This is a genomic window from Microbacterium sp. PMB16, assembly GCF_051294855.1.
Taxonomy (GTDB): Bacteria; Actinomycetota; Actinomycetes; order Actinomycetales; family Microbacteriaceae; genus Microbacterium.
The window spans coordinates 2,219,775-2,245,157 of sequence record NZ_CP145908.1 but is presented as its reverse complement, the minus strand read 5'-3'; the positions used below and the strand labels follow the sequence as shown (position 1 = coordinate 2,245,157).

General features: G+C 68.5%; 28 protein-coding genes. 10 read left to right on the top strand and 18 right to left on the bottom strand.

What is annotated here, in order from left to right; all coding sequences use genetic code 11:
- The 5 genes from resB to V5D55_RS10765 form a co-directional block, all read right to left on the bottom strand.
- The gene (gene resB, locus V5D55_RS10785) at positions 1 to 1,830 is read right to left on the bottom strand and encodes a cytochrome c biogenesis protein ResB (protein ID WP_435742801.1); all 1,830 of its coding nucleotides are present in this window, start codon (positions 1,828 to 1,830) and stop codon (positions 1 to 3) included.
- Entirely contained in the window at positions 1,811 to 2,578 is a 768-nt protein-coding gene (locus tag V5D55_RS10780) for a cytochrome c biogenesis CcdA family protein (protein WP_435742798.1), read from the bottom strand. Before V5D55_RS10780 ends, resB begins: the two co-directional genes overlap by 20 nt.
- Positions 2,579 to 2,594: 16 nt before the next feature.
- Positions 2,595 to 3,260, bottom strand: coding sequence for a TlpA family protein disulfide reductase (locus tag V5D55_RS10775; RefSeq protein WP_435742795.1), 666 nt, complete (start codon positions 3,258 to 3,260; stop codon positions 2,595 to 2,597).
- Positions 3,261 to 3,379: 119 nt separating this feature from the next.
- A complete protein-coding gene (locus V5D55_RS10770; protein ID WP_435742793.1) occupies positions 3,380 to 4,009 on the bottom strand; it encodes a histidine phosphatase family protein in 630 nt (209 codons plus the stop codon).
- 1 nt (position 4,010) lies between these two features.
- Positions 4,011 to 4,385 carry a DUF5684 domain-containing protein gene (locus tag V5D55_RS10765; protein WP_435742791.1) on the bottom strand — a complete coding sequence of 125 codons (375 nt, stop codon included), beginning with the start codon at positions 4,383 to 4,385 and terminating at the stop codon, positions 4,011 to 4,013.
- 131 nt (positions 4,386 to 4,516) lie between these two features.
- Between V5D55_RS10765 and aspS the strand changes: the two genes are divergently transcribed.
- Positions 4,517 to 6,298, top strand: a complete 1,782-nt coding sequence (gene aspS, locus V5D55_RS10760) for an aspartate--tRNA ligase (RefSeq protein WP_435742788.1) — start codon at positions 4,517 to 4,519, stop codon at positions 6,296 to 6,298.
- Between the two features lie 170 nt (positions 6,299 to 6,468).
- Here aspS and V5D55_RS10755 read toward each other — a convergent pair whose 3' ends face one another.
- Complete coding sequence (locus V5D55_RS10755; protein ID WP_435742786.1) at positions 6,469 to 7,296, bottom strand: sulfite exporter TauE/SafE family protein; 828 nt, start codon at positions 7,294 to 7,296, stop codon at positions 6,469 to 6,471.
- A gap of 25 nt (positions 7,297 to 7,321) precedes the next feature.
- On the opposite strand from V5D55_RS10755, the gene V5D55_RS10750 reads away from it, so the two are divergent.
- The 6 genes from V5D55_RS10750 (at position 7,322) to V5D55_RS10725 (ending at position 12,194) form a co-directional block, all read left to right on the top strand.
- Positions 7,322 to 7,837: an N-acetyltransferase family protein gene (locus V5D55_RS10750; RefSeq protein ID WP_435742784.1), complete on the top strand. Its 516-nt coding sequence runs from the start codon at positions 7,322 to 7,324 to the stop codon at positions 7,835 to 7,837.
- Between the two features lie 125 nt (positions 7,838 to 7,962).
- Positions 7,963 to 9,111 carry an ABC transporter substrate-binding protein gene (locus V5D55_RS10745; RefSeq protein ID WP_435742781.1) on the top strand — a complete coding sequence of 383 codons (1,149 nt, stop codon included), beginning with the start codon at positions 7,963 to 7,965 and terminating at the stop codon, positions 9,109 to 9,111.
- Positions 9,108 to 10,055 carry an ABC transporter permease gene (locus V5D55_RS10740; RefSeq protein WP_435742778.1) on the top strand — a complete coding sequence of 316 codons (948 nt, stop codon included), beginning with the start codon at positions 9,108 to 9,110 and terminating at the stop codon, positions 10,053 to 10,055. The genes V5D55_RS10745 and V5D55_RS10740 overlap by 4 nt, the downstream gene beginning before the upstream one ends.
- On the top strand, positions 10,052 to 10,846 hold the full coding sequence (locus V5D55_RS10735) for an ABC transporter permease (RefSeq protein WP_435742776.1): 795 nt from the start codon (positions 10,052 to 10,054) through the stop codon (positions 10,844 to 10,846). Before V5D55_RS10740 ends, V5D55_RS10735 begins: the two co-directional genes overlap by 4 nt.
- Positions 10,843 to 11,934, top strand: a complete 1,092-nt coding sequence (locus tag V5D55_RS10730; RefSeq protein ID WP_435742773.1) for an ABC transporter ATP-binding protein — start codon at positions 10,843 to 10,845, stop codon at positions 11,932 to 11,934. The genes V5D55_RS10735 and V5D55_RS10730 overlap by 4 nt, the downstream gene beginning before the upstream one ends.
- An 83-nt stretch (positions 11,935 to 12,017) precedes the next feature.
- Complete coding sequence (locus V5D55_RS10725) at positions 12,018 to 12,194, top strand: YegP family protein (RefSeq protein ID WP_435742770.1); 177 nt, start codon at positions 12,018 to 12,020, stop codon at positions 12,192 to 12,194.
- A gap of 75 nt (positions 12,195 to 12,269) precedes the next feature.
- Here the strand turns inward: V5D55_RS10725 and V5D55_RS10720 are convergent, their stop codons facing one another.
- From V5D55_RS10720 to V5D55_RS10710, 3 genes are read right to left on the bottom strand one after another with little or no spacing between them, the layout of a single operon-like run.
- Entirely contained in the window at positions 12,270 to 13,025 is a 756-nt protein-coding gene (locus tag V5D55_RS10720; RefSeq protein ID WP_435742767.1) for an amino acid ABC transporter ATP-binding protein, read from the bottom strand.
- Positions 13,022 to 13,819, bottom strand: coding sequence for an amino acid ABC transporter permease (locus V5D55_RS10715; RefSeq protein ID WP_435742765.1), 798 nt, complete (start codon positions 13,817 to 13,819; stop codon positions 13,022 to 13,024). The genes V5D55_RS10720 and V5D55_RS10715 overlap by 4 nt, the downstream gene beginning before the upstream one ends.
- 34 nt (positions 13,820 to 13,853) lie before the next feature.
- The gene (locus tag V5D55_RS10710; protein WP_435742762.1) at positions 13,854 to 14,672 is read right to left on the bottom strand and encodes a basic amino acid ABC transporter substrate-binding protein; all 819 of its coding nucleotides are present in this window, start codon (positions 14,670 to 14,672) and stop codon (positions 13,854 to 13,856) included.
- Between the two features lie 246 nt (positions 14,673 to 14,918).
- Here V5D55_RS10710 and V5D55_RS10705 point away from each other — a divergent pair, with 246 nt between their 5' ends.
- Genes V5D55_RS10705 through V5D55_RS10695 form a run of 3 tightly spaced genes read left to right on the top strand, consistent with a single transcriptional unit; the run spans position 14,919 to position 20,891 of the window.
- Positions 14,919 to 15,650: a hypothetical protein gene (locus V5D55_RS10705; RefSeq protein ID WP_435742759.1), complete on the top strand. Its 732-nt coding sequence runs from the start codon at positions 14,919 to 14,921 to the stop codon at positions 15,648 to 15,650.
- A complete protein-coding gene (locus tag V5D55_RS10700) occupies positions 15,640 to 19,575 on the top strand; it encodes a Pls/PosA family non-ribosomal peptide synthetase (protein WP_435742756.1) in 3,936 nt (1,311 codons plus the stop codon). The genes V5D55_RS10705 and V5D55_RS10700 overlap by 11 nt, the downstream gene beginning before the upstream one ends.
- Positions 19,572 to 20,891 (top strand): M1 family metallopeptidase, encoded by a 1,320-nt coding sequence (locus tag V5D55_RS10695; RefSeq protein ID WP_435742753.1) that lies wholly within the window; start codon positions 19,572 to 19,574, stop codon positions 20,889 to 20,891. Before V5D55_RS10700 ends, V5D55_RS10695 begins: the two co-directional genes overlap by 4 nt.
- Here the strand turns inward: V5D55_RS10695 and V5D55_RS10690 are convergent.
- From V5D55_RS10690 to V5D55_RS10650, 9 genes are all read right to left on the bottom strand, one after another.
- Complete coding sequence (locus V5D55_RS10690; RefSeq protein ID WP_435742750.1) at positions 20,872 to 21,525, bottom strand: 4'-phosphopantetheinyl transferase family protein; 654 nt, start codon at positions 21,523 to 21,525, stop codon at positions 20,872 to 20,874. The genes V5D55_RS10695 and V5D55_RS10690 overlap by 20 nt on opposite strands.
- Before the next feature lie 35 nt (positions 21,526 to 21,560).
- Entirely contained in the window at positions 21,561 to 21,860 is a 300-nt protein-coding gene (locus V5D55_RS10685) for a Dabb family protein (RefSeq protein ID WP_435742747.1), read from the bottom strand.
- On the bottom strand, positions 21,857 to 22,120 hold the full coding sequence (locus V5D55_RS10680) for a glutaredoxin family protein (RefSeq protein WP_435742744.1): 264 nt from the start codon (positions 22,118 to 22,120) through the stop codon (positions 21,857 to 21,859). Before V5D55_RS10680 ends, V5D55_RS10685 begins: the two co-directional genes overlap by 4 nt.
- Positions 22,117 to 22,419 carry a rhodanese-like domain-containing protein gene (locus V5D55_RS10675; RefSeq protein ID WP_435742741.1) on the bottom strand — a complete coding sequence of 101 codons (303 nt, stop codon included), beginning with the start codon at positions 22,417 to 22,419 and terminating at the stop codon, positions 22,117 to 22,119. Before V5D55_RS10675 ends, V5D55_RS10680 begins: the two co-directional genes overlap by 4 nt.
- Before the next feature lie 80 nt (positions 22,420 to 22,499).
- Positions 22,500 to 22,598, bottom strand: coding sequence for a 30S ribosomal protein bS22 (locus V5D55_RS10670; protein ID WP_003792170.1), 99 nt, complete (start codon positions 22,596 to 22,598; stop codon positions 22,500 to 22,502).
- Positions 22,599 to 22,712: 114 nt separating this feature from the next.
- The gene (locus tag V5D55_RS10665) at positions 22,713 to 23,198 is read right to left on the bottom strand and encodes a hypothetical protein (RefSeq protein WP_435742736.1); all 486 of its coding nucleotides are present in this window, start codon (positions 23,196 to 23,198) and stop codon (positions 22,713 to 22,715) included.
- A gap of 16 nt (positions 23,199 to 23,214) precedes the next feature.
- Positions 23,215 to 23,406, bottom strand: coding sequence for a helix-turn-helix domain-containing protein (locus V5D55_RS10660; RefSeq protein ID WP_046013605.1), 192 nt, complete (start codon positions 23,404 to 23,406; stop codon positions 23,215 to 23,217).
- Positions 23,407 to 23,597: 191 nt separating this feature from the next.
- On the bottom strand, positions 23,598 to 24,401 hold the full coding sequence (locus V5D55_RS10655; protein ID WP_435742733.1) for a cyclase family protein: 804 nt from the start codon (positions 24,399 to 24,401) through the stop codon (positions 23,598 to 23,600).
- Between the two features lie 39 nt (positions 24,402 to 24,440).
- Positions 24,441 to 25,373, bottom strand: a complete 933-nt coding sequence (locus V5D55_RS10650) for a TetR/AcrR family transcriptional regulator (protein ID WP_435742731.1) — start codon at positions 25,371 to 25,373, stop codon at positions 24,441 to 24,443.
- Positions 25,374 to 25,383: the final 10 nt, after the last annotated feature.

The following is a 25,383-nucleotide window of genomic DNA, read 5'->3' as shown; positions in this document are numbered from 1 at the left end:
TCAGTCTACTTTCGGGGTGTCGGATGACGGGTCGGATGCTTCGGCGTCAGCATCCGCATCAGTGTCGGCGTCGGCGTCGGCCGTGCGGGCCGTCGTGCCGCCCGCCGCATCGAGCAGCCGCGCGTGACCGGCGACGAGGTCGTCGACCGCGCCGGCGAGCGTCGGGTCCTCTCCACGGGCGAGGGCGGCGTACTCCAGGGATACCGCGCCGCCAGCAGCCGTGGCCTTCACCCAGACGCGACGACGGGGCACGAACAGCGCGAGCATCAGGCCGCCGAGGGCGAGCAGCGCGAAGCCGAGCACCCACGGACCGGAGTCGTCACGGTGGATCTGCAGCGAGGCGAAGCGCTTGACCGACTGCGAGGCGTCGGTCGCTCCTGCGGGGGACTCGTCGTCGAACGTCACGGTGCCGAGCCCATTCGGCAGGTCGGCGGTCTGACCGGGAGTCAGCTCGATCGACTCGACGTCGGTGGTGCGGCCGGTGAGCTTCGTCATGCCCGTGGTGTCGAGCACGTACACGCTGCGCGGGACACCTTTGTTGATGCCGAGATCACCTGTGTACACGTCGAGGGTGAGCGTCGGGTTGGTGAGGTCGCCGTAGGCGGAGAAGAATGCGCCGGTCTTGAGGATGCCGGTGGTCGGGTAGAAGAAGCCGACCAGGCCGACCTGCTCCGCGAGTCCGTCGGCGATCTTGAGCACGCCGAGCGAGGTCATGTTGTTGTCCTGCGGGAGGAACGGCGTGCTGTTCTTGAACACGACCTTCCCGTCGGGATCGCGCACGGTGACGGTCGGCGCGTAGCCGTTGCCGAGCAGGAAGACGTCGTCGTCGGCGACCGCGAGCGGCTCGTTCACCTTGACCGCGCCGGTGCTCTTCTTCCCGCCCTGCTGGGTGGTGACGTTGGCGGAGAAGTTCGCGGCCTGCCCGGAACCCGGCTCACCGAACGGCACGTAGGTCACGTCGAACGAGTCGAGGCGCATCGAGTAGGGCGCGAGAGCATCGTCGCCGACGAAGCGTCCGCGGTTCATCGAGTCGTAGTCCACCAGGGTGTTCGCGAACGTCTCGCCCTCGACCAGCACGCGCTGCCCGGTGTACGAGAACCCGCCGCCGATGCCGACCGTGACCAGCACCCCGACGAGCGCCAGGTGGAAGAGCAGGTTGCCGGTCTCCCGCCAGTAGCCGCGCTCCGCCGATACCGAGTACGTCGTGCCGCGGTCGTAGCGCTCGACGCGATACCCGAGCGCCTTCAGCTGCTTCGTCGCGACGTCGATGGATTCGGATGCCGCGGCCCCGGCATCCGCCGTCGCCCCTTCGGTCCCTGAGCCTGACGAAGGGTCGCGCACGACAGTCCGGTAGTCCTCGAGCCGCTGCAGCCGCGCCGGCGTGCGCGGCGGGAGAGCACGCAGTGCCTTGGCGTGGTGCCGGATGCGCGGGATCACGCAGCCGACGAGCGAGGCGAAGAGCAGCAGATAGATCGCCGAGAACCACGGCGACAGGTAGACGTCGAAGAGCTTCAGCGCATCGAGCACCGGGAAGAGGTCGGGGTTGTCGCGCTCCCACTGCGTGACGCCGTTGGGGTCGGCCATCCGCTGCGGGAAGATCGAGCCGGGGATCGCAGCGATCGCGAGCACGAGCAGCAGGATCAGCGCCGTGCGCATCGAGGTCAGCTGGCGCCATCCCCACCGCAGCCAGCCGACGGGACCCAGGCGCGGCTGAGTGATCGTGTCGTCGCCGTCGACATGGTCGGACGGGCGGAGCGGATCGCTGGTGGTGTCGCTGTTCACGGCATCCTTGTTCGTCGTGGAGTTCGTCTCAGAGCGGGAGGAAGACACTGCCCATCACCGCCGTCAGTCGGGACATGATGTCGGTCCAGAGCCCCGTCACCATCAGGATGCCGAGCACGATCAGCAGCACGCCGCCGATGATGTTGACGATGCGGATGTGGCGGCGGAGGAACCCGATCGTCTTCGTCGCCCACCCGAAGCCGAGGGCGACGAGCAAGAACGGGATGCCGAGACCGAGGGAGTACGCGAGCCCGAGCGAACCCGCGCGCACCGGGTCCCCGGCGTTGAAGGACAACGCGAAGATCGCCGTCAGCGTGGGACCGAGGCACGGCGCCCAACCGATCCCGAGGGCGATTCCGAGGAGAGGTGCCCCGATGACGCCGTACTTCGAATCGACGTGGAAACGCAGCTCACGTTGCGCGAAGCCGAACAGCCCGAGGAAGACCAGACCCATCAGGATGATCACGGCGCCCAGGATGCGGGTGATCAGGTCGCCCCATTGCAGGACGAAGACGCTCGCCACCCCGCCGAGCGCCGTGATCGCGACGAACACGATGCTGAAGCCGAGGATGAAGAGCAGCACCCCGCCGACGAGCCGGCCGCGCGTCGCGGTGGCCGTTTCGGTTGCGGAGCGAGACGAAGTGGCCCGCGGCTGCACCGCTCCCCCAAGGAATCCGAGATACCCCGGCACCAGTGGCAGCACACACGGCGACAGGAACGACACGAGTCCCGCGAGCATGGCCACCGGGATCGCGAGCCAGAGGGCACCCGTCCCGATGATGTCCCCGGGGTTCATGGCGTCCCCGCGGCCGTCATGAGGACTCCGCGAGCGCGTCCTTGACGAGCGTGGAGAGGATCGAGGTGCCGTCGATCGGGCCGATGATGCGCGCGGCGACGCGGCCCTGCTTGTCGAGGACCAGCGTGGTCGGCGTGGCGGCGATCGGGGTGACCTCGGCGAAGGCCAGCTTCGCCTCGGCGGTATCGACGTCGATCAGGCTCGGGTAGGTGATGCCGTACTCGTCGGCAAAGGCCACGGCGGTGTCGGCCTGGTCGCGGGTGTTGATCCCGACGAACGAGACACCATCGCCCTCGTACTCCTGCCAGACGCTCTCCAGGTCGGCGGCCTCGACGCGGCAGGGCGCGCAGCCCGCGTACCAGAAGTTGACGACCGTGACCTGGCCCTCGAGGTCGGCGCTGTCGAGCTTGTCTCCGGTCTCGGTGACGCCGCCGAAGTCCACCGGTTCTCCGCGGTCGGCCACGGGGATCTCGGTGATCGCACCGTCGGCCGCGACGTAGCCGGTGTTCTCTCCGCTGAGGAAAGACTCGCTCACCGGATCGGGAGCGCAGGCGCTCAGACCGACGGCGAGCACCGCGGCGAGCGCGGCTCCGATCGCACGACGGGGAAGCCGGGTGCGAGAGTGGCGGTCGCTGCGGATCGACCCTTCGACAGGCTCAGGGACCGGATTCGCGGAAGGCACGATTCCCAGTTTACGGGCGGGTTCCTATGCGTGCGCCGGGCGCCCACGACATTTCGAATCGCGCAAGTAGTGGCTTCCGCCGCCGCGGACGCCCCATTTGCGCGATTCGAAAGCCGGCCTCAGACCGCCCCGACATCGACCGCGCCACCGGTCGCCGCAGGCTCCGCATACGCGACCTCGCGCCACACGTCGCCGACGCGCTCGAACGACGTCACGCTCGACAGCGCGCAGCGCCGCGTGCGCGGATCGTGGCGCAGCGGGAGGCCCGCGACGCGGAGGTGTGTGATCCAGATCGGCGCCTGGTGCGAGACCATCACGACATCGCCGCCGTCAGCCGCATCCCAGGCCTCGTCCATGACGCCCAGCATCCGCTCGGCGATCGAGGCGTACGGCTCTCCCCAGCTGGGGGTCGCCGGCTGACGCAGGTGCCACCAGTTCAACGGATTCATCAGGGAACGCCGCATCTGGGTCCCCTCGAACACGTTCGTCGGCTCGATGATCCGCACGTCGATCTCGGGTACCAGGTCGAAGCTCTCGGCGAACGGCTCTGCCGACTCCTGCGCCCGCTCCAACGGCGAGGAGTACAACGAGACGACCGGCCGGTCGAGGGCCGCGACGTGATCCGCCGCAGCCCTCGCCATGCCCCGTCCCGCCTTGCTCAGGTGGTAATCCGGGAGCCGCCCGTAGAGGACGCGCCGCGGATTGTGCACCTCACCGTGGCGCACCAGGTGCAGGCGGGATGCCGGCATGTCAGGCCTTGCTGTAGCGCGAGTCCCCGAAGCCGAGGATCAGGTACCCGATGTACGGGAAGACGAACAGCAGGAAGAAGGAGAACAGCCCGCCCTTGCCGAAGCGCTCGCCGAGCTTGATGGCCACGATGATCCCGAAGACGATGTTGACGATCGGGATCAGGTACAGCAGGGCGAACCAGCCGGACATTCCGGCGATGCGCACCAGGAAGACGACGTTCACGATCGGGATGATCGCGAGGATGCCCGGGTGACCGGCCTTCGTGAACACCTTCCAGAGTCCGATGACGACGAGGACGTAGAAGACGAGCGCGATCAGTCCGGAGGTGCCGGAGAAGATCGAGGCGTAGAGGTCGGTGATGCCGTTTGAGTCCATGGGTGGGCCCTTTCTGTCGTGGTGATCATACTGAGGATCGGTATCGCGGCGGGGGAACGGGGCCGAAGGCCCTCCGGCGGCCCACATAGAATGGGCGGGTTCACCATTCCCCAGATCAGAAGGAATCCTCCGTGCTTCGCACTCACTCGGCAGGCTCATTGCGAGCCGAGCACATCGGTCAGACCGTCACCCTCGCGGGGTGGGTCGATCGCCGTCGTGACCACGGAGGAGTCGCTTTCATCGATCTGCGGGATGCGTCGGGCATCGCCCAGGTCGTGATCCGCGACGAGGAGATCGCCCACCCGCTGCGCAACGAGTTCGTGCTCCAGGTCACCGGTGAGGTGTCGCGCCGCCCCGAGGGCAACGCGAACCCGAACCTGCCGACCGGCGAGATCGAGCTCATCGCGACCGACGTCGAGGTGCTGAACGAGTCGGCTCCGCTGCCGTTCCAGGTGTCGACGGCTGTCGCCGACACCGAGACCGTCGGCGAAGAGGCACGCCTCAAGTACCGCTACCTCGACCTGCGCCGTCCGGCCCAGGCCTCGAACCTGCGTCTGCGCTCGAACGTCTACAAGGCGATCCGCGACGTGCTGCACGCCGAGGACTTCACCGAGGTCGAGACGCCCACGCTGACGCGCTCCACGCCGGAGGGCGCCCGCGACTTCCTGGTGCCCGCTCGCCTGAGCCCCGGGAGCTGGTACGCCCTGCCGCAGTCGCCGCAGCTGTTCAAGCAGTTGCTGATGGTCGGCGGCGTCGAGAAGTACTTCCAGATCGCACGCTGCTACCGCGACGAGGACTTCCGCGCCGACCGCCAGCCGGAGTTCACGCAGCTCGACATCGAGATGAGCTTCGTCGACCAGGAAGACGTCATCACGCTGATGGAGTCGCTCGTCGTCGCGATGTGGAAGACCATCGGCGTCGAGGTCTCGACCCCGCTGCCTCGTCTGACGTACGCCGACGCGATGGCGAAGTACGGCTCCGACAAGCCTGACCTGCGCTTCGGTCTCGAACTGGTCGAGGCCACGGAGTACTTCTCCGAGACCCCGTTCCGCGTCTTCCAGGCCGAGTACGTCGGCGCCGTGCGGATGCCGGGTGGCGCGGGCCAGCCGCGCAAGCAGCTCGACGCGTGGCAGGACTGGGCGAAGCAGCGCGGGGCCCGCGGCCTCGCGTACGTGCTCTTCAACGAGGACGGCTCGCTCGGCGGGCCGGTCGCGAAGAACCTCTCCGAGGCCGAGCAGGCGGGCCTCGCGGCCTTCGTCGGCGCCGAGCCCGGCGACTGCGTGTTCTTCGCCGCTGGTTCGACCAAGGAGAGCCGTGCACTCCTCGGTGCCGCTCGTGTCGAGATCGGCCGCCGTCTCGACTACCTGAACCCGGACGAGTTCGCGTTCACCTGGGTCGTCGACGCCCCGATGTTCGAGCCGGCAGCGGATGCCGTGGCATCCGGTGATGTCGCCGTCGGCGCCGGCGCCTGGACCGCCGTGCACCACGCGTTCACCGGCCCCAAGCCCGAGTTCGCCGACACGTTCGACACCGACCCGGCCTCTGCTCTCGCCTACGCGTACGACATCGTGTGCAACGGCTCCGAGCTCGGCGGCGGATCCATCCGCATCCATCGCGAAGACGTGCAGAAACGCGTGTTCGAGGTCATGGGCATCAGCGACGAGCAGGCCGACGAGCAGTTCGGCTTCCTGCTGGACGCGTTCAAGTTCGGCGCCCCGCCGCACGGCGGGATCGCGCTCGGCATGGACCGCGTGCTGCAGCACCTGTCGAAGACCGAGTCGATCCGCGATGTCATCGCGTTCCCGAAGTCGGGCGGCGGCTTCGACCCGCTGACCGCCGCACCGGCACCGATCACCCCGGCCCAGCGCGCCGAGGCCGGCGTCGACTTCGAGCCCGACGACGACGAGGCCTGACCCTCTTCACCGCGACCCCGTGCTGTCCGCAGCACGGGGTCGCGTCGTATCCGGCTCCGAAGGCACGCGCGTCTCGTGGGCTCGCGTACGCCTCGCACGGCTTCGTGCGCTTCCCAAGGACGGATGCCGGGAATCCGGCCTTCCGAACCGCGCAAGCCCTTGCGGCGTGCTCAGCCCAGCAGCGCGAGCGCGGGCACGATGTTCTCGTTCCAGACATCGACACCGAGCTTGCCGATCAGCCCGATCACGACCACCAGGAACACCACGCGGATGAACGTCGTCCCGCGCGCGATCGCCATGCGCGACCCGAGGTAGCTGCCGGCGATGTTCGCGACCGCGAGGATGCCGCCGAGGAGCCACAGCACCGACCCGTGCGGGATGAACAGGAGCAGCGCTCCGAGGTTCGTCGCGAAGTTCACGATCTTGGCCTTCGCGCTCGCCTGCAGGAAGTCGTAGCCGAGCAGTGCGACGAGGCTGATGACGAGGAACGTGCCGGTGCCGGGTCCGATCATGCCGTCGTAGAAGCCGATCGCCAGTCCCGCGATGCCCGCCATGACGTGGTGCTTATGCCCCTGGAAGCGCAACCGGGTGGCAGCACCCATCTGCGGCTTGAACGCGGTGAACAGCGCGACGGCCAGCAGCGCGACGACGATGATCGGCTTGAACGCCGCGGCGGGCAGCAGGGTCGCGACGGCGGCTCCGCCGAACGACCCGGCGAGCGCGATACCCGCCATGGGCAGGGCGGTGCGGATGTCGGGCTTGGCTCGCCGGTAATAGGTGACGCTGCTCGTCGCGGTCCCGAACACCGACGCCAGCTTGTTGGTCGCGAGCGCCTGGATAGGAGCGATCCCCGGAATCAGCAGCAGCGCCGGCAACTGCAGCAGCCCGCCGCCGCCCACGACCGCATCGATCCAGCCTGCTGCGAAGGCGGCCACGACGACGAGGATCAGCATCCCCCACGTGAGCTGCTCGAGCCCGAGCAGTGCGCCGATGTCCATCCCCTCAGGATGTCAGACTGAGCCCATGCTCGAAGCGCTCCCCCTCCCTCACCCGATCGACTCACGCCTCGGCGATTCGACCCTGCGCAGGGCGACCCCGAACGACGCGGACGACATCATCGCCCTCCTCGCGGACGATCCGATCAGCGCGGCACGCGGTGATGTGGCATCCGAAGAAGACCGACCCGCGTATGTCGCAGGTCTCCGCGAGATCCTCGCCGATCCGTCGAACGACCTGCTGGTCGCCGAGCTCGACGGCGTGATCGTCGGCACGCTGCAGCTGACGTCGATTCCCGGCATGGCGAGGCGTGGCGCGCGCCGCCTGCTCGTCGAGGCTGTTCGCGTCCGCAGCGACCTGCGCTCGTCCGGCATCGGGTCGGGAATCATGCGCTGGGTGTCCGACTCCGCCGCCCCTGCGCTCGGCGCCGCGATGGTGCAGCTCACGTCCGACGCGAGCCGTATCGACGCCCACCGCTTCTACGAGCACCTCGGCTACGTCGGGTCGCACAAGGGCTTCAAGTTCGCCGTGCCGCAGGACTGACGACCGTTTCCGCCACGCGCCGTCCACTCCGCGTTAACCCGGGCCGCTCCGACCGGTAACTCCCGCCCCATAGCCTCCTCTCGCAACCCGCACCGGCGACCCGCCGGTCACCCGAGAGGACATTCATGGCTCGCTACACCCGCCGCGCGCGCTTCGGCGCCGGTATCGCCCTGGCCGCCACGGCCGCACTCGCCCTGACCGGCTGCGCCACGGCCGCCGACGCCGCGCCCGGCGGCGACTCCGACGTCGACGCCTCGTCCGCGACGTCGGTCACCGACTTCGGCACCTTCGCCGACCTCGAGGCCGCGGCCAAGGCCGAAGGCCAGCTGAACGTCATCGCGCTTCCGCGCGACTGGGCCAACTACGGCGAGATCCTCGACCTGTTCGCCAAGAAGTACCCGGAGATCACGATCAACGAGGCCTCCCCTGACGTGTCCAGCGCCGAGGAGATCCAGGCTGCCGAGACCAACAAGGGCCTCGACACCGCACCCGACGTGTTCGACCTGGGCCTCACGGTCACGCTGCAGAACACCGACACCTTCGCCCCGTACCAGGTGCAGACGTGGGACGACATCCCCGCCGAGCTCAAGGAGAAGACCGGTCTCTTCGTCGGCGACTACGGCGGGTACATGTCGATCGGCTACGACTCCTCGAAGTTCGACGCTCCCACGTCGCTCGACGACCTGAAGAGCGCCGACTACAAGGGCGCCGTCGCCATCAACGGCGACCCGACGCAGGCCGGTGCCGCGTTCGCTGCTGTCGGTCTCGCGACCGTTCAGTCGGACGGCACCCTCGACGACTTCCAGCCCGGCATCGACTTCTTCTCGGAGCTGCAGAAGGCCGGCAACCTGCTCAAGGTCGACGTGACCACCGCCACGGTGGCGAGCGGCGAGACTCCGGTCGTCTTCGACTGGGACTACCTGAACGCCGCACACGCTCAGGGCGACGACGGCAACAAGAACTGGAAGGTCGTCGTCCTCGACGGCACCGGCTACGCGGGCTACTACAACCAGGCCATCAACAAGGATGCCCCGAACCCGGCAGCCGCACGCCTGTGGCAGGAGTTCCTCTACAGCGACGAGGTGCAGAACCTGTGGCTCAAGGGTGGCGCGCGCCCGGCACGCATGACGGCCATGACCGATGCCGGCACGATCGACGCCGACCTCGCTGCGGCCCTTCCCGAGGTGCCGGCCGAGACGGTCGTCCCCACCGAGGAGCAGTCCACCAACGCCGGCACCCTGCTCGGCGAGAAGTGGGCAGCGGCGGTCCAGTGACGACACTCACCGCAGCGGGGGCGGATGCCGCGGCATCCGCCCCCGTCGCCCGGGAGAACGGCGCCGGGTCCTCGCAGCACGCGAGGACCCGGCGGTCCGCTCCCTCCTGGGCGTGGCTGGGCCTCGTGCCCTTCGCCGCCTATGTGATCCTGTTCCTCGCGGTGCCCACCCTCCTGGCGGTCGGTTCCGGATTCTTCACCGAGGACGGCGCCTTCACCTGGACGAATGTGTCGGCCCTCGCAGACCCGGTGGTGCTGAACACCTTCGCGAACTCGGCGGGCCTCTCGCTGCTGACGGCGGTCGTCGGCGCCATCGTCGGTGCTCTCGTCTGCTACGCACTGCTCGGCATGAACCCCGAGGGCTCGGTTCGATCGATGGTGGATGCCGCGGCCGGCGTCCTCGCGCAGTTCGGCGGCGTCATGCTCGCCTTCGTCTTCATCGCGGCCATCGGCATCCAGGGCGTCATCACGGTCTTCCTCAAGGACTCGTTCGGCGTCAACATCTACGCCAACGGCACCTGGCTGTACGAGCTTCCCGGTCTCGTGCTCCCGTACATCTACTTCCAGATCCCGCTGATGGTGATCACGTTCATGCCGGCCCTCGCCGCACTCAAGCCGCAGTGGGCCGAGGCGAACCTCACGCTCGGCGGCACACGCACGAGCTTCTGGCTGCGCATCGGCATCCCGGTGCTCACCCCCTCGTTCCTCGCGAGTCTGCTGCTGCTCTTCGCGAACTCGTTCTCCTCCTACGCGACCGCTGCGGCGCTCGCCAGTCAGGGCGCGCAGATCGTGCCCCTGCAGATCCGCGCCGCCCTCACCAGCGAGACGGTGCTCGGCCGCGAGAACCTCGCCGGGGCTCTCGCCCTCGGCATGATCGTCGTCGTGGGAGTCGTGATGGGGCTGTACTCGTTGATCCAGCGCCGAGCGGCGAGGTGGCAGTCGTGAACCGTCTCGGCCCCTCCCTCGCCACTCGGTGGGTCATCGGCATCCTGGTCGGGGCCTTCTTCGCGATCCCCCTGCTGTCCACTCTGATCTTCACGTTGCGCGACCCGGCGGGCGGGCTCTCGCTCGTGCACTGGATCAGGCTCTTCGACCCTGCCTCGGCCGCGGCGATCAAACCGATCTGGACGGCTCTCGGCAACTCGCTGATCCTCGCGCTCGTCACGGTCGTGATCGTGCTCCTCTTGCTCGCGCCGACGATGATCCTGCTGAATCTGCGCTTTCCGAAACTGAAGCCGGCATTCGAGTTCGCCGTGCTGCTGCCGATCTCGATCCCCGCGATCGTGCTCGTCGTCGGCCTCGCACCGATCTACCTGCAGATCGGCCGCACGCTCGGAACCGGCACCTGGACGCTCGCGTTCGCCTACGGCATCACCGTGCTGCCGTTCGCGTTCCGCTCGATCCAGGCGTCGATCGATGCGGCCGACTTGAAGACGCTCTCGGAAGCCGCCCGCTCCCTCGGCGCGAGCTGGCCGACCGTGGTGCTCAAGGTGCTCGCGCCGAACCTGCGACAGGGACTCCTCGCGGCATCCCTCATCTCGATCGCCGTCGTGCTGGGCGAGTTCACGATCGCCTCCCTGCTGAATCGTCCGGTGTTCCAGACCGCCATGGTCGTCGTCCAGAAGCAGGATCCGTACGCTCCGGCGATCTTCACCCTGCTGGCACTGCTGTTCGTCTTCCTCCTGCTCCTCGTCATCGGCCGCGCCGCCCGCGGCACCCGAAAGGCTCGCTCATGACCCTCGACCATGCTCTCCCCCGCACGAAAGACAACCTGCTGCTCGCCGAGGCCGGCGAAGGCACCCGTGTCGAGCTGCGCGGCATCGTGAAGAGCTACTCGGGCAACACCGTGCTGCACGGCGTCGACCTCGACGTGGCACCCGGCGAGTTCGTGTCGCTGCTCGGGCCGTCGGGGTGCGGCAAGACCACGCTGCTGCGCGTGCTCGCCGGGCTCGAGGGGCTCGACAGCGGCGCAGTGCTGCTGGGCGGCTCCGATGTGTCGCGCGTGCCGACAAACAAGCGCGACATCGGCATGGTCTTCCAGTCGTACTCGCTGTTCCCGCACCTGAACGTGGTCGACAACACCGCGTTCGGCCTGCGTCGGCGCGGAGCGGGGAAGGCGGATGCTGCGAAGCGCTCCCTCGATGCTCTCGCGCTCGTCGGCCTGGCGGACTTCGCCGACCGGTTCCCGCACCAGCTCTCGGGTGGTCAGCAGCAGCGCGTCGCGCTGGCGCGCGCCCTCGTCACCGAGCCCAAGGTGCTGCTGCTCGACGAGCCGCTGTCAGCGCTCGACGCGAAGGTGCGCGTGCAGCTGCGCGACGAGATCCGCCGCATCCAGCTGCGTCTCGGCATCACCACGGTGTTCGTGACGCACGACCAGGAGGAGGCACTCGCCGTCTCCGACCGGATCGCGGTGATGAACTCCGGACGCATCGAGCAGATCGGGTCGCCGGAGGAGCTGTACACGACCCCGTCGTCGGCGGGCGTCGCCGCGTTCGTCGGTCTCTCCAGCGTCGTCTCGGGAGTCGCCGAAGGCGATCACGTGATGGTGTGGGGGCAGGCGCTCCCACTGCAGAACCCGGCCGACGGCCCCGTCGACGTATACCTCCGGCCCGAGAACGTGTACTTCGCGTCCGAGGCGGATGCGGCGACGGACGCGCTCGTCGAGGAGAGCACGTTCCTCGGCAGCATGCGTCGGACGCTCGTGCGCACCGAGTCGGGAGAGCTCGTCCGGGTGCAGCACGCCCCCGGCATCCACCCCGCCTTCGGCGACCGCGTGCGCATCGCGGTCGCACCGGAGCCGGTCGCCGTGCACCCGCGCGGCTGACCAGCTCTTCCCTTCGCGGGACGGGGAGGGCTAGCGTGATCACGAGTGGTCGACCCCCCGACCCGTCAGAGAGAGGACGCCTCATGGCAGGCAAGTTCGAGTTGTACACCGACAAGTCCGGCGAGTACCGGTTCCGTCTGAAGGCGGGCAACGGCGAGGTGATCGCGATCAGCGAGGGATACTCGTCCAAGTCCGGTGCACTCGCCGGCATCGAGTCAGTGCGCCGCAACGCCGCGGACGCCGAGGTCGTCGAAGCCTGACCCGACACTCTGCAGAATCGCCGAGACCCCCTGACGCAACGACTGGCGCAGGGGGTCTCGTCATGCAGATGAGGACTACAGCACGCGCGAGAGGAAGTCCTTCGTGCGCTGATGCTGCGGGTTGCCGAGAACCTCGCGCGGATCGCCCTCTTCGACGATGTGGCCGCCGTCCATGAAGATCAGGCGCGAGCCGACCTCACGGGCGAAGCCCATCTCGTGCGTGACGACCAGCATCGTCATGCCCTCGTCGGCGAGCGACCGCATGACCTGCAGCACCTCACCCACGAGTTCGGGGTCGAGCGCGGATGTCGGCTCGTCGAACAGCATCATGTCGGGGTTCATGCACAGGGCCCGGGCGATCGCCACGCGCTGCTGCTGACCGCCGGAGAGGTGACCCGGGTAGGCGTCCGCCTTCTCGGCCAGGCCGACGCGTGCCAGCATCTCGAGCGCTACCTTCTGCGCCTCATCCTTGGACCTCTTCTTCACACGCTGCTGCGCGATCATGAGGTTGCCCATCACATCGAGGTGAGGGAACAGATTGAAGCTTTGGAACACCATGCCGATGCGCGTACGCACACGGTCGATGTCGACGTCGGGGTCGGTGATGTCGATCCCCTCGATCAGCACCTTGCCGCCGGTCGGCTCCTCGAGCAGGTTGACCGAACGCAGGAGCGTCGACTTGCCCGATCCCGAAGGGCCGATCACGCAGACGACCTCGCCGGCGGTGACGGTCAGGTCGATGCCCTTGAGCACCTTGTTGTCGCCGAAACTCTTCTCGAGCCCCTGCAGGTCGATCGCCGGGGCGTGGACATCAATCAGGTCGGTGATCATCGCTGCTTCGCCATCCGTCGTTCCAGGTACGCACTGAAGCGTGTGAGAGGGATCGTCACGATCAGGTACAGGATCGCCGCCATGATCAGCGGCGTCGCGTTCGTGTTCTGCGTCGCGGCATCACGGGCGAAGTTGGTGAGCTCCTTCGACCAGATGAACGTGCCCGCGACAAAGAGCAGAGAGGTGTCCTTCAGCAGCAGCACGAACTCGTTCGTGAGGGGCGGGATGATGATGCGGAACCCCTGCGGGACGATGATCCAGAACGTCGTCTTCATAGGCGACATTCCGAGTGATCGGGCCGCCTCCGTCTGCCCCTTCGGAACGGCTTGAATGCCGGCACGAATGGTCTCCGCCATGTAGGCCGAGGCCACCAGGATGAGACCGACCAGTCCGAGCACGACCGGCCCTCCGAGGTCGCGGCCCGAGATTCCGGACGCGATCGGCAGGATGAAGGCCACACCGAAGATCGTGAGGATCGCGGGGAGCCCCCGGAACAGCTCGATCCACGCGGTGGCGATCCACCGGAAAGGACCGATGCTGGAGAGCTTCAGCAGGGCGAGGATGACGCCGAGCAGGAGACCCGCCGCGAACGCCACCGCGGTGAACCAGATGGTGTTGACGAGGGCGGTCGTGATGATCCCGGGGAACATCTTGACCGCGACCTCGGGATTGAAGAACAGCGGTCCGATCTTCGCCCAGTTGGTGGTGACCGCCGCCCAGACGACGATGGCGATCAGCACCGCGTAGACGATGTACCGATAGAGCTTCTGCTTGGTGGTGCGCCTCAACGCCATTGTCAAGGTCCCTTCGATCCTCGCCGACCCCGCGTCACTTGACCCCGAGGTAGGTGTCGTAGATCTTCTGGTACTCGCCGTTGTCCTGCAGCTTCTTCAGCGCACCGTTGACCGCTTCGAGCAGCTCATCCTTCTCGCCCTTCGCGAAGGCGAAGCCGTACTGTTCGTCGGTGTTGTACGTTTCGACGATCTTGTAGTCGGAGTCGTCCTGCTCGTGCACATAGTTCACCGGCTGGTCCTGCAGGATCGCATCGATCAGACCCGACTGCATCGCCGGCCACAGCTCGCCATCCGACGGGTACTGCACGATCTGCGCTCCCTTGGCGTTCTCGTTCGCGTAGCTTTCGCCCGTGGTGCCCTGCTGCACGCCGACGTTCTTGCCATCGAGGTCGTCGATCGACTTGATGTCGGAATCGGAGCGCACCAGCAACGACTGCAGGGAGTCGACGTACGGATCGGAGAAGTCGAGGTTCGCCTTGCGCTCCTCGGTGATCGTCATCGCGGAGGCGCCGACGTCGCAGGTGCCTGCGGCGAGGGTCGTTCCGGACTGCAGCGCCTCGAAGCCGACATCCTGCACGGAGATCTTTAGGTCGAGCTCCTTCGCGATCGCGGTGAGCAGATCGATGTCGAAGCCGATGTACTCGCCGTTGTCACCCTCGAACTCGAAGGGCGCATACGGAATATCGGAGCAGACGGTCAGCGTTCCCGCCTCGACCAGGCCGTACTCGTCGCCCGCAGCCGGCTCCCCGCCGCCTTCCGAACCGTTGCTTCCCGCGCCGGTGGCGCATCCGGAGAGGACGAGGGTGGCGGTCGCCGCGAGGGCGAGCGTGGCGACGATGGTGCGACGTTGCATGTCGACTCCAATGAGACGAGGGCAATGACGCCCACGGACGGGTAGGAGATCATCTAAACATGCGGCCTGTCGCCCGACCAACGGGAGGGTACTCCGGCGGATCACATTTGTGTTGCAAGTGTGACTGATTGTGACGCACACCCCGCGCGGAAGAGCCGCGGGCGGTACCGGCTGTTCACTTTGAGTGACTATCCTCTGTGCCCACAGACATGAGCGATGGCGCTCCGGATGCAGGGAGAACAGATCATGGCCAAGAAGACCACCGCGCAGCGCACCGCAGAGGCCGCGGTCGATGCCGCCAAGGACGCCGCGAAGGACGCGAAGAAGCTGATCAAGGCGCTGCCGAAGAAGGCGGCCAAGAAGCTCAAGCCCCTCGTCGAAGACGCGAAGGACGCCTCGAAGGTGTCGAAGAAGAAGCTCGCCGACAAGCCGAAGAAGATCACGAAGTCCGCGACGGCGGCGGCCGAGCGCCTGCAGGATGCCGCTGCGCGACTGCAGGCCAAGCAGAAGGCCGACGAGAAGGCCGACAAGAAGAAGGCCGATACGGCGAAGAAGGCCGCGGCGAAGAAGGACGCAGCGAAGGATGCCGCGAAGAAGTCGGTTCCGGCGAAGAAGAAGTCGGCTCCCAAGAAGGCAGCAGCGATCGCCGCGGCTTCCGTTGTCGACGCGCCCGCCGCGATCCGGCCGCCCGCACCCGTCGCCCCCGAAGCCCCCGCTGCCTCTGCCGCTCCGGTCGCCACGGCGAAGCCCGCTGCGGCGAAGACCCGTGCCAGGGCCGCAGTCGCCAAGACGCCGGTCGCGAAGAAGCCCGCCGCCAAGTCGGCCGCTGCCGCGAAACCGGCCGTCGCGGCATCCGCACCCGCGGGTTCGCTGAGCACGCTCACCGTAGTCGAGCTCCGCGCCCGCGCACGAGCAGCCGGCCACTCCGGCTACTCCCGCCTCTCCAAGGCGGCGCTGATCGACCTCCTTGCGCGCTGACGTGCAGACGGCGCTGGATCGCAGCGCGGAGGCGACGGCGCCTCGCACGCTCATCGACATCCTCCGGGACACGACGGCACGGCATCCCGAGGCGTCCGCGATCGAAGATGCCGACGGCGCGCTGAGCTATGCCGAGCTGCTGGCGCGAGTCTGGCGCACCGCCGCGCTGCTGCACGAGCACGGCGTGCGTCGCGGCGACCGCGTCGGCATCCGGATGGCGTCGGGCCGCCGGGAGCTCTACATCTCGATCCTCGGGGCGATGGCGGCCGGCGCCGCGTATGTTCCCGTCGACGCCGACGACCCGGAGGAACGGGCCGAACTCGTCTTCCGCGAGGCCCGCATCGCGGGGACCATCACGGACGGCGGTGTCTACCGCCCCGCGGACACCGCGACAGCCGGCGACCTCTTCGCGAGCGAGAACCCCCACCCGAGCACCGCTGCCGTCCCGGTCATCGCGCCGCCGACCGTCGACGACGACGCCTGGATCATCTTCACGTCCGGTTCCACCGGTGTACCCAAGGGCGTCGCGGTCTCGCACCGGTCCGCTGCGGCGTTCGTCGACGCCGAGGCCCGGCTGTTCCTGCAGGACGCCCCGCTCGGCCCCGGCGACCGCGTGCTGGCGGGGCTTTCCGTCGCCTTCGACGCCTCGTGCGAGGAGATGTGGCTCGCCTGGGGTCACGGCGCCTGCCTCGTGCCCGCGCCCCGCGCCCTCGTGCGCTCGGGAGAAGACCTCGGCCCCTGGCTGCTCGGCCACGGCATCACGGTCGTGTCGACGGTGCCGACGCTCGCCGCGCTCTGGCCGCAGGATGCGATCGAGAACGTACGTCTGCTGATCTTCGGCGGGGAAGCATGCCCGCCCGAACTGGTCGCCCGACTCGCCTCCGACGGCCGTGAGGTCTGGAACACGTACGGCCCGACCGAGGCCACCGTGGTCGCCTGCGCCTCGCTCATGGACGCCGCCGGCCCCGTGCGCATCGGACTACCTCTCGACGGCTGGTCTCTCGCGGTCGTCGACCCCTCCGGCGAGCGCGTTCCCGAAGGCGAGACGGGCGAGCTCATCATCGGCGGCGTCGGCCTCGCACGCTACCTCGACCCCGCCAAGGACGCGGAGAAGTACGCGCCGATGCCCACGCTCGGCTGGGATCGCGCCTACCGCTCCGGCGACCTGGTGCGATTCGAATCCGAGGGACTGCTGTTCCAGGGCCGCGCCGACGACCAAGTGAAGATCGGCGGCAGGCGCATCGAGCTCGGCGAGGTGGAGGCCGCACTGCAGGCACTCACCGCGGTCTCGGCGGCGACGGTGGTCGTGCAGAAGACCGAGAGCGGGATGCCGCTGCTGGTCGGCTACGTCGTGCCCGACGAGGGATTCGATCGGCAGACCGCCCGCGCGGAGCTCTCCGAGACGCTGCCGGCCCCGCTCATCCCGCTGCTCGCGATCGTCGACGACCTTCCGGTACGCACCTCCGGCAAGGTCGACAAGGCGGCACTCCCCTGGCCGCTCGAATCGGCGGATGCCGGCGACTCCTCGCTCTCCGGCACCTCGGCCTGGCTCGCCGAGCAGTGGTTCGCCGTGCTCGGCATCCGTCCGGCCGATGAGGACGCCGACTTCTTCCAGCTCGGGGGCGGATCCCTCGCGGCCGCTCAGCTCGTCTCGCGGCTGCGCACACGGGCGCCGGAGTTCACGATGACAGACGTGTACGACCTGCCCCGGCTGCGTCAGATGGCGGATGCCGTGGAAGACGAGACCGACGCGGAAGCGGAACAGGGCGACCGCGCCTTCAGCCGGCAGCGTCCGACGCCGCGCCGCATGCAGTGGGTGCAGACCCTCGCCGGCTTCCCGCTCTTCGTCTTCACCGGCATCCGCTGGCTCCTCTTCCTGCTGACGGCGAGCTGGCTGCTGCGCCTCGCCCCCGGGTTCGAATTCCTGCCCGACATCTCGGGCTGGGTCGTGCTCACCGGACTGGTGATCTTCGCCACACCACTGGGCAAGATGGCCATCGCCGCGGCCGCCGCCCGACTGTTGCTCGCGGGCGTCCGCCCTGGCGACTACCCGCGCGGCGGCGGGGTGCACCTGCGGCTCTGGCTCGCCGAGCAGATCGCACAGCAGGTCGACCCGGTCGGACTCGCCGGCGCCCCGTGGGTCGTGTACTACGCACGGGCGCTCGGTGCCCGCATCCACAAAGACGTCGACCTGCACACCGTGCCGCCGATCACCGGCATGCTCGACATCGGTTCCGGCGCCTCGATCGAACCCGAGGTCGACCTGACCGGCTACTGGATCGATGGCGACACGGTGCGCATCGGCAGCATCCGGATCGGCGCCGACGCCATGATCGGCGCCCGCAGCACCCTCGCCCCCGGCACGAAGATCGGCCGGGGCGCGGAGGTCGCTCCCGGTTCCGCGGTGTTCGGAAGAGTGCGCGCGGGTCAGCGTTGGGCCGGATCCCCTGCGGCGCGGACCGGCGGCGTCTCCACGCCATTCGCCGCGACCCGTCCCCCGAGCAAGAGACGCTGGCTGTGGGCGTTCGCCGCGTCGTCCGCCGCCCTCGGCATCCTCCCCCTCGTGGCATTCGCCGCGGGAGCCGTCGTCCTCGCCACCGGCATCCGTGGCGCTGATTCGCTGCTCGATGCGATCCCCGGCGCTCTCGTGATGCTCGTGCCGGCCGTGCTCGTCACCGGAGCCGTCTTCGCTCTGCTCGTGCTCCTCCTCGTGCGGATCCTGAGCATCGGGCTCACGGAGGGCGTCTACCCGGTGCGCTCCCGCATCGCCTGGCAGGCCTGGACGACCGAGCGTCTGCTCGACTCGGCGCGCACGTTCCTGTTCCCGCTGTACTCCAGCGGCTTCACCCCGCTGTGGCTGCGGGCACTGGGCGCAGAGGTCGGCCGCGACGTCGAGGCCTCGACCGTGCTGCTGATCCCGAAGCTCACGACGATCGCCGACGGGGCCTTTCTCGCCGACGACACCATGGTCGCGACCTACGAGCTCCAGGGCGGGTGGATGCGGCTCGCGAAGGCGCGCATCGGCAAGCGGGCGTTCCTCGGCAACTCCGGCCTGGCCGCCGGCGGACACAACGTCCCGAAGGACGGGCTGGTCGCCGTGCTGTCGGTCGCGCCGCTCAAGGCCAAAGCCGGATCATCGTGGCTCGGTTCGCCCGCGACCCGCCTGCGCCGCGTCGTGAACGACGCCGACCTCGAGCGCACGTATCGACCGCGCACCGGTCTGCGCTACGCCCGCGCACTCTGGGAAGCCTGCCGCATCATCCCGGTGTTCGTGACCTGCGCGATCGGGCTCGCTGTAATGCTCTCACTGGCCGTGCTCATCGATGCCGCCGGACTCGCGTGGGCCGTCGTTCTCTCTCCCGCGGTCATGCTGCTCGCCGGCGCGTTCGCGGCGCTGATCACGACCGCCGCCAAGTGGCTCATCGTCGGTCCGATCCGCCCCGGAGAGCATCCGCTCTGGTCGAGCTTCGTGTGGCGCACCGAGGTGTCCGACACCTTCACCGAGATGGTCGCGGCGCCGTGGTTCGCCAACTCCGCATCCGGCACCCCCGCGCTCGCGATCTGGCTGCGCACGCTCGGCGCGAAGATCGGCCGTGGGGTGTGGACGGACAGCTATTGGCTCCCCGAACCCGACCTCGTGACCCTCGGCGACGGCGCGACCGTGAACCGCGGATGTGTGGTTCAGACGCATCTGTTCCATGATCGTGTGATGAGCATCGATTCCGTCACCCTCGAGAACGGTGCGACCCTGGGGCCGCACAGCGTGATCCTGCCCGCTGCCACGATCGGCGCGGACGCCACTGTCGGACCCGCCTCGCTCGTGATGCGCGGCGAGTTCGTCCCCGTCGGCAGCCGGTGGAGCGGCAACCCGATCGGCCCGTGGCGCGCGGTGAAGGTGCGGTCGTACCAGGCATCCGACGCATGACCGTCGACCTCTACACCCCGCACAGCGGTGACCGCCGCTACGGGGTGCTCCACTACGACCTGTCGCTCGACTACCGGGTCACGACGAATCGGCTGGTCGGCACCGCGACCCTGCACGTACGGATGAACGAACCGGCGAAGCACGTGTCGCTCGATCTGGTCGGCCTCAAGGCGACCAAGGTGCGGGTGAGCGGGGATCGCGGAACGACGTTCCGGCAGGATCAGCGACGCCTCAAGGTGCTCTTCGGCACGGAGCGCGCGGCCGGCGAGGAGCTCACGATCACCGTGGAGTACTCCGGAGCCCCGGCCCCGCGCCGCACCCGCTGGGGTCTCATCGGCTGGGAGGAGCTCGAAGACGGCGCTCTCGTCGCCTCACAGCCGACCGGCGCACCGACCTGGTTCCCGTGCAACGACCTGCCGAGCGACAGAGCGACCTACCGCCTGGAGTTCACGACCGACCCCGAGTACACCGTGGTCAGCGGAGGCGCGGCGACCCGCTCCACGCAGCGCGGGCGCACGCGCTGGACGTTCCAGCAGCCGCTTCCGACGGCGACGTATCTGATGACCGTCCAGATCGGCCAGTACGCGGACGAGCACGTCATGCTGGGCGCGACCCCCGGTCGGCTCTACTACCCCCGCCCGCTCGCCGCGCGCGTGCACGCGGACTTCGCCCCGCTCGGCGAGATGATGCGCGTCTTCGTCGACGCGTTCGGACCGTATCCGCAGGACCTGTACAAGGTCGTCATCACCCCGGACGACCTGGAGATCCCACTCGAGGCACAGGGGATGGCCATCTTCGGCGCCAATCACATCGATGGCGCGCAGACCTACGAACGCCTGATCGCCCATGAACTCGCTCATCAGTGGTTCGGCAACAGCGTCGGCGTCGGACGCTGGCAGGACATCTGGCTCAATGAGGGTTTCGCCTGCTACGCGGAGTGGATCTGGTCGGAGGCATCGGGAGGCCCGACCGCTCACGCGCTGGCGCTGTCCCACCACGCGCGACTCGCGGCGCTCCCCGCCGATCTGCTGCTCTCGGACCCCGGCCCCGCCGACATGTTCGACGACCGCGTCTACAAGCGCGGAGCGCTGGCGCTGCATGCGCTGCGGATGACGATCGGTTCCGAGCGGTTCTTCGCCTTCGCCCGCGAATGGTCGTCGCGGTTCGCGAGTCTCTCCGTCACGTCCGACGACTTCCTCGGACTCGTCGACGAGGTCACGGGAGCAGATGGACGCGCGCTGATGCGCACGTGGATCGACGAGCTGCCGCTGCCGGCCCTTCCGTCGACGCCCGCCGTCAGCCCCGGGCCGCGCTGAGCGTGTAACCGGTCGGGCCGGGCAGAGTCGCGACCTGCAGCGGCGTCGCACGTCCCGGTAGAGCGGCGGACCACTCCGGCGGTCCGGCGGGCCCTGGCCCGTCGGGCTCTGGTCCGTCTTGCCCCGGCTCCCGCCGCAGACGCACGTCGCCCGGGTCGATCTCGACACCGCGTCCGTCGGCTTTGATCGCCGCTTCGATGCGCGTCCAACCTGCGAGGTCGGGGACGGATGCTGCCGGGAACACTGGCCCCAGTTCGGAGACACGTGCCGCGGCGGAGTCGTGCTCGACGTCGATGCCGAGCAGCGTCGGCTCCGTCGACGCTGCGACCGCGACCAGGTCTCCGGCGTGACTCACGCTGAGCACGAATCCCGGTGTCCGCGGTGCGACGTGATCCTTCCGGCACCGCGGGCAGATGCTGTCGAGCGGCACGCGCGGCCCGCCCCCGAGGCGAAGGACCAGCTGGCGGATCAGCGCCCGTCCTGTCAGGAAAGCCGCGGCGCGCTCGCCCTTCAGTCCCCGGAACCGCGCGAGCTGCCCTTCTCCCATCGCTGCAAGATCACTCGCGGTGAAATCGCGGATGTCGGATGCGCGCGCCCACACGATCGTCGCGCTGCGCCAGGTGGTCTCGTCCATGCCGTCGGCCGCACCGGTCCCGCGTCCGGACTCGCTCAGACCTCGAAGTCGACGGCGACGCGGGAGGCGACGACGGAACGCACGTAGGAGACGACCTCTTCATGCGCGGGGTGCACCTGATACTCCTCGAGCGCAGCGATGGAGGCGAAGTCGGCGACCAGCGTCACATCCCAGTTCGCATCCGGGTACGCCATGTTGGCGCCCGCGGAGATCGAGAGCAGCTGCGGCACGACGCCGTCGAGCGCGTTGAGACGGCGGGCGACCTCGGTGGCCTGCGCTGCGCGATCGGCAGCATCTTCGGCGGCGAGCTTCCAGCTCACGACGTGACGGATCATCGGACGGCCTCCTCGAGGGCGAGGCGCAACCGGTCGGGTGAGACCCGCCAGTGCGCGTGGAGTTCGCCGTCGATGAGGATGACCGGGATCTTCTCCCACCACAGCTCGTACAGCGCGGGGTCGTCTTTGATCGACGCCTCGACGATCTCGATCTGCTCGGCGGCGGCATCCGGAAGCTGGGCGACCACCGCGTCGATCACCTCGGAGGCGACGTCGCAGAGGTGGCAGTCGGGCTTCCCGATCAGCGTCAGCGTGGTCACGCCGACGGCACCTCCACCGCGCGCCCCTGGGCGATCCACTCGCCCGTGCCGCCCTCGACGTTGGTGACGTCGTATCCGCGAGCCTCGAGCGCCTCGACCACCCGCGCCGACCGGCCGCCGACCTGGCAGATCACGTCGAAGGACTCGCTCGGGAGCTCCTCGAGGCGGTTGCCGATCTCGGACATCGGGATGTTCACGGCGCCGGGCACATGGCCCGCGGCGAACTCATCGGTCTCGCGCACGTCGATGAGCGGCGTGCCGGAGCGCTCGGCGAGTTCGGTGACGGTGATCGACTTCATGGCGTCCTCTCGACGGTGCAGACACTGCGGGCAGAGACACAAAGCGCCCGTCCGGAGACAGGCGCTCGGTGTCTGGCCGCTTACTTCTTGTTGCGGCGCTGGTGGCGAGTCTTACGAAGCAGCTTGCGGTGCTTCTTCTTCGCCATGCGCTTGCGGCGCTTCTTGATGACAGAACCCACGGAAACCTCACTAAGTCAGCGGCTGGGCGTCGCGTAAAATCGGACACCCGGGTACGGGCACGGAAAAATGCCTCGGATCAGTCTAGCAAACCCGCGCGCGTGCTCTGTGCCGTCTCATTCCTCGACGTTCTCGGTCACCAGGAATCGCCAGACGAGCGCATGCCCGAGTGCGACGAGCGCGATCAGCAGCAGCGCCTCCACTTGGATTCCGCTGAGTCCGAGCGGCGCGACGAGCTGCGGGGCGACGCCGATCACAGCAACGGCCCCGTACACCAGCACAGCGGCCGCCTGGATCCATCGGACTGCTGCCGACGTGCCGCCCGTGCGGGACTGTGCGACCAGGCGCACCATCGACACGGCGCCGACGACGGCGATCACGACGAACGACAGCCGCCAGAGGAGAGGGCTCTCGGTGCCGCCGACCTGCGCGAACAGACCCATCAGCGCCGGCAGGAGGAAGGAGAGGTAGATACCGCCGATGGTGCGGCGCATCGCGGGATTCGCGGTCCAGTCGCGGCGCGAACGGACGACGTTCCACCACAGGCCCGTGAGCGTGAAGCACGTCGTGGAGAACAGAGCGTAGAACGTGCTGACGTCCACGGAGTTCTCCTCGCGGCTAACCGACGTCGGCGATGGGACGCTGCAGGGCGTCGGCGACGGCCGACTCCGGCACGCGGTAGCTCCGCCCGAAACGGATGGCAGGCAGTTCACCGGCGTGGACGAGCCGATACACGGTCATCTTCGACACGCGCATGAGTTCAGCGACTTCGGCCACCGTCAGGAACCGGACGTCAGGTACTTCGGGCATCCCACGTACCCCTTTCTCGATGAGCACACTCTATGGGGTAGCTGGGACGCATGTAAACCCATGTGGCTCCTGTGATCAGTGAGGCGTCGCGACCGTGGCGTAGGCGCGAACCGGGAAGGTGCCGAAACCGCGAACTGCGGGCGGCGCTGCGGTGAACAGCGCGCCCCGGGCCGGAACGGCATCGAGGCCGGTCAGGTGCTCCACGACGTGCACGCCCGCGGCGAGCAGGATGCTGTGCGCCGGCCTCTCTCTCCCGCTTCGGTGTCGTCGATGTTCAGCGAGTCGATCCCCACGAGCCGGACGCCCGCTGCCACGAGGAATCGCGCCGCATCCTCCGTGAGGAACGGCGCTCCGACCGCGTACTCCGGCCTTCCGAAGTGCTGGTCCCACCCCGTGTCGAGGAGTACGGCCGACCCGCGCAGCTCGCGATCGGCCAGAGTGGCAGCGACGATTCCGCGGCGCTCCCGGCTCCACGCGTCACGCAGGTGGAACACTTCCGCCGGCAGGTCGACCAGGGTGCGAAGGTCGAGCGATGCCAGATCGCCGCCGTCCGCGTAGCGATGGAAAGGCGCGTCGATGTAGGTGCCGGTGTTGCCGATCATCGTGATGATGTCCATCGCGAACTCGGTACCCGGCGCGTACTTCGCACGGGAGTCCTCGCGGGTGAGGTGGGAGGTGATGATCGGGGCCGGGAGACCGGGATACGTGACCAGGCCCGCCTCGATCGGGTGGCTGAGGTCGATGACATGAGCGGTCGCTTCGGCGGCTGCGTCCACTCCGCGGCTGCCACGGTGGGGTTCCTCGACGATCCGGAGATCACGGAGCTCGACGTCGCGCACGAGAGCGAGGCCCAAGTGAGAGATGAGGAGCACTCCGATCTCGTCGGACGACATGTCGGGCCGCGGGAGGTCGAGCCGAAACCCCTCCCCGTGGATGCTGCCGCCGTTGGCGAAGGCGATCGCGAAGTCGAAGTGCGCGCGGTGCGGGGTCGTCATGCTCACATCATGCCAAGGTGCGCAGACGCCCGGTCGGGGTCAGCCCGTCTTCTTCGCCTTCGCGAGCCGTTCGCGGGCCTCGCGGAGCGTCTGCCGCTCGGTTCTGCGCGCTGCGCGCAGCACCTTCTCTGCCTCGCGCACCGCCTTCTGTGCCTCGCGCAGGCGTCGATCGCCGGCGAGTTCGACCGGATCGAGGTCTACCCACTCGGCAGCATCCGCGTGCGGCTCCTGGCGATCGAGCGCGGCGATGTACGCGGCAACTCCGTCGAGCACGCGGTCGACACCGAACCGGAAGGGATCGGCGGGCGAGAGGAACACATCCTCCTCGATGGCGCGGCGGAGGGCGGGGAACTCATCGGCGGTGATCACCCGGTCGTAGAGCGTCGCCTCTCGCACGGCCACCTCCGCGGGCGTGAGCCCCGATCCGCGAGACTGCTCGGTGTATCCGGCCTGCACGATCCCGCACCAGCGGGCATCGCCGGTGATGGCCAGCGCGACCGCGACCCGCTCGTCCGCGTTGAGCGGAGTGGGCTCGAGAACCGCCAGCGCGGCATCCAGCCAGGCCGAGCTGTTGGGGGTGATCGGCGAGCCGGTGATCGGCAGAGACAGCATCCAGGGGTGACGCAGGTACAGGAGCACCTGCTCCTCGTAGAGCGCGATGAGGCGCTCGCGCCAGCCTTCCGCCTCGAGATGACTCTGCGGGGGAAGGCCGGTCGCCTGCTCCTGCATCAGCAGCAGCAGATCATCCTTGGCGCTCACGTAGCGGTAGAGCGACATCGGTGTGAAGCCGAGCTTCGCCGCGACGGCGGCCATCGACACGGCGCCGATGCCCTCGGCATCCGCCAACTCGACGGCCGCGTCGACGATCTTCTCGACGCTCATCTCGCGTTTGGGGCCGCGCTGCGGATCTGCGGCCACGCCCCAGGCGAGCGCGATCCCCCGGGGCAGCTCCGGTGGCTCGGTCTCAGTCATGCGCTCATCC

What these genes read in the sequence shown, in the direction of transcription:
- V5D55_RS10750 (WP_435742784.1), top strand. Translation starts at nt 7,322, where the DNA reads ATGCTCGAAGCGCTCCCCCTCCCTCACCCGATCGACTCACGCCTCGGC.
- V5D55_RS10770 (WP_435742793.1), bottom strand. Translation starts at nt 4,009, where the DNA reads ATGCCGGCATCCCGCCTGCACCTGGTGCGCCACGGTGAGGTGCACAAT.
- V5D55_RS10780 (WP_435742798.1), bottom strand. Translation starts at nt 2,578, where the DNA reads ATGAACCCCGGGGACATCATCGGGACGGGTGCCCTCTGGCTCGCGATC.
- V5D55_RS10755 (WP_435742786.1), bottom strand. Translation starts at nt 7,296, where the DNA reads ATGGACATCGGCGCACTGCTCGGGCTCGAGCAGCTCACGTGGGGGATG.
- V5D55_RS10690 (WP_435742750.1), bottom strand. Translation starts at nt 21,525, where the DNA reads ATGGACGAGACCACCTGGCGCAGCGCGACGATCGTGTGGGCGCGCGCA.
- V5D55_RS10685 (WP_435742747.1), bottom strand. Translation starts at nt 21,860, where the DNA reads ATGATCCGTCACGTCGTGAGCTGGAAGCTCGCCGCCGAAGATGCTGCC.
- V5D55_RS10720 (WP_435742767.1), bottom strand. Translation starts at nt 13,025, where the DNA reads ATGATCACCGACCTGATTGATGTCCACGCCCCGGCGATCGACCTGCAG.
- V5D55_RS10715 (WP_435742765.1), bottom strand. Translation starts at nt 13,819, where the DNA reads ATGGCGTTGAGGCGCACCACCAAGCAGAAGCTCTATCGGTACATCGTC.
- V5D55_RS10660 (WP_046013605.1), bottom strand. Translation starts at nt 23,406, where the DNA reads ATGCCCGAAGTACCTGACGTCCGGTTCCTGACGGTGGCCGAAGTCGCT.
- V5D55_RS10655 (WP_435742733.1), bottom strand. Translation starts at nt 24,401, where the DNA reads ATGACGACCCCGCACCGCGCGCACTTCGACTTCGCGATCGCCTTCGCC.
- V5D55_RS10675 (WP_435742741.1), bottom strand. Translation starts at nt 22,419, where the DNA reads ATGAAGTCGATCACCGTCACCGAACTCGCCGAGCGCTCCGGCACGCCG.
- V5D55_RS10695 (WP_435742753.1), top strand. Translation starts at nt 19,572, where the DNA reads ATGACCGTCGACCTCTACACCCCGCACAGCGGTGACCGCCGCTACGGG.
- V5D55_RS10725 (WP_435742770.1), top strand. Translation starts at nt 12,018, where the DNA reads ATGGCAGGCAAGTTCGAGTTGTACACCGACAAGTCCGGCGAGTACCGG.
- V5D55_RS10705 (WP_435742759.1), top strand. Translation starts at nt 14,919, where the DNA reads ATGGCCAAGAAGACCACCGCGCAGCGCACCGCAGAGGCCGCGGTCGAT.
- V5D55_RS10765 (WP_435742791.1), bottom strand. Translation starts at nt 4,385, where the DNA reads ATGGACTCAAACGGCATCACCGACCTCTACGCCTCGATCTTCTCCGGC.
- V5D55_RS10730 (WP_435742773.1), top strand. Translation starts at nt 10,843, where the DNA reads ATGACCCTCGACCATGCTCTCCCCCGCACGAAAGACAACCTGCTGCTC.
- V5D55_RS10650 (WP_435742731.1), bottom strand. Translation starts at nt 25,373, where the DNA reads ATGACTGAGACCGAGCCACCGGAGCTGCCCCGGGGGATCGCGCTCGCC.
- V5D55_RS10710 (WP_435742762.1), bottom strand. Translation starts at nt 14,672, where the DNA reads ATGCAACGTCGCACCATCGTCGCCACGCTCGCCCTCGCGGCGACCGCC.
- V5D55_RS10745 (WP_435742781.1), top strand. Translation starts at nt 7,963, where the DNA reads ATGGCTCGCTACACCCGCCGCGCGCGCTTCGGCGCCGGTATCGCCCTG.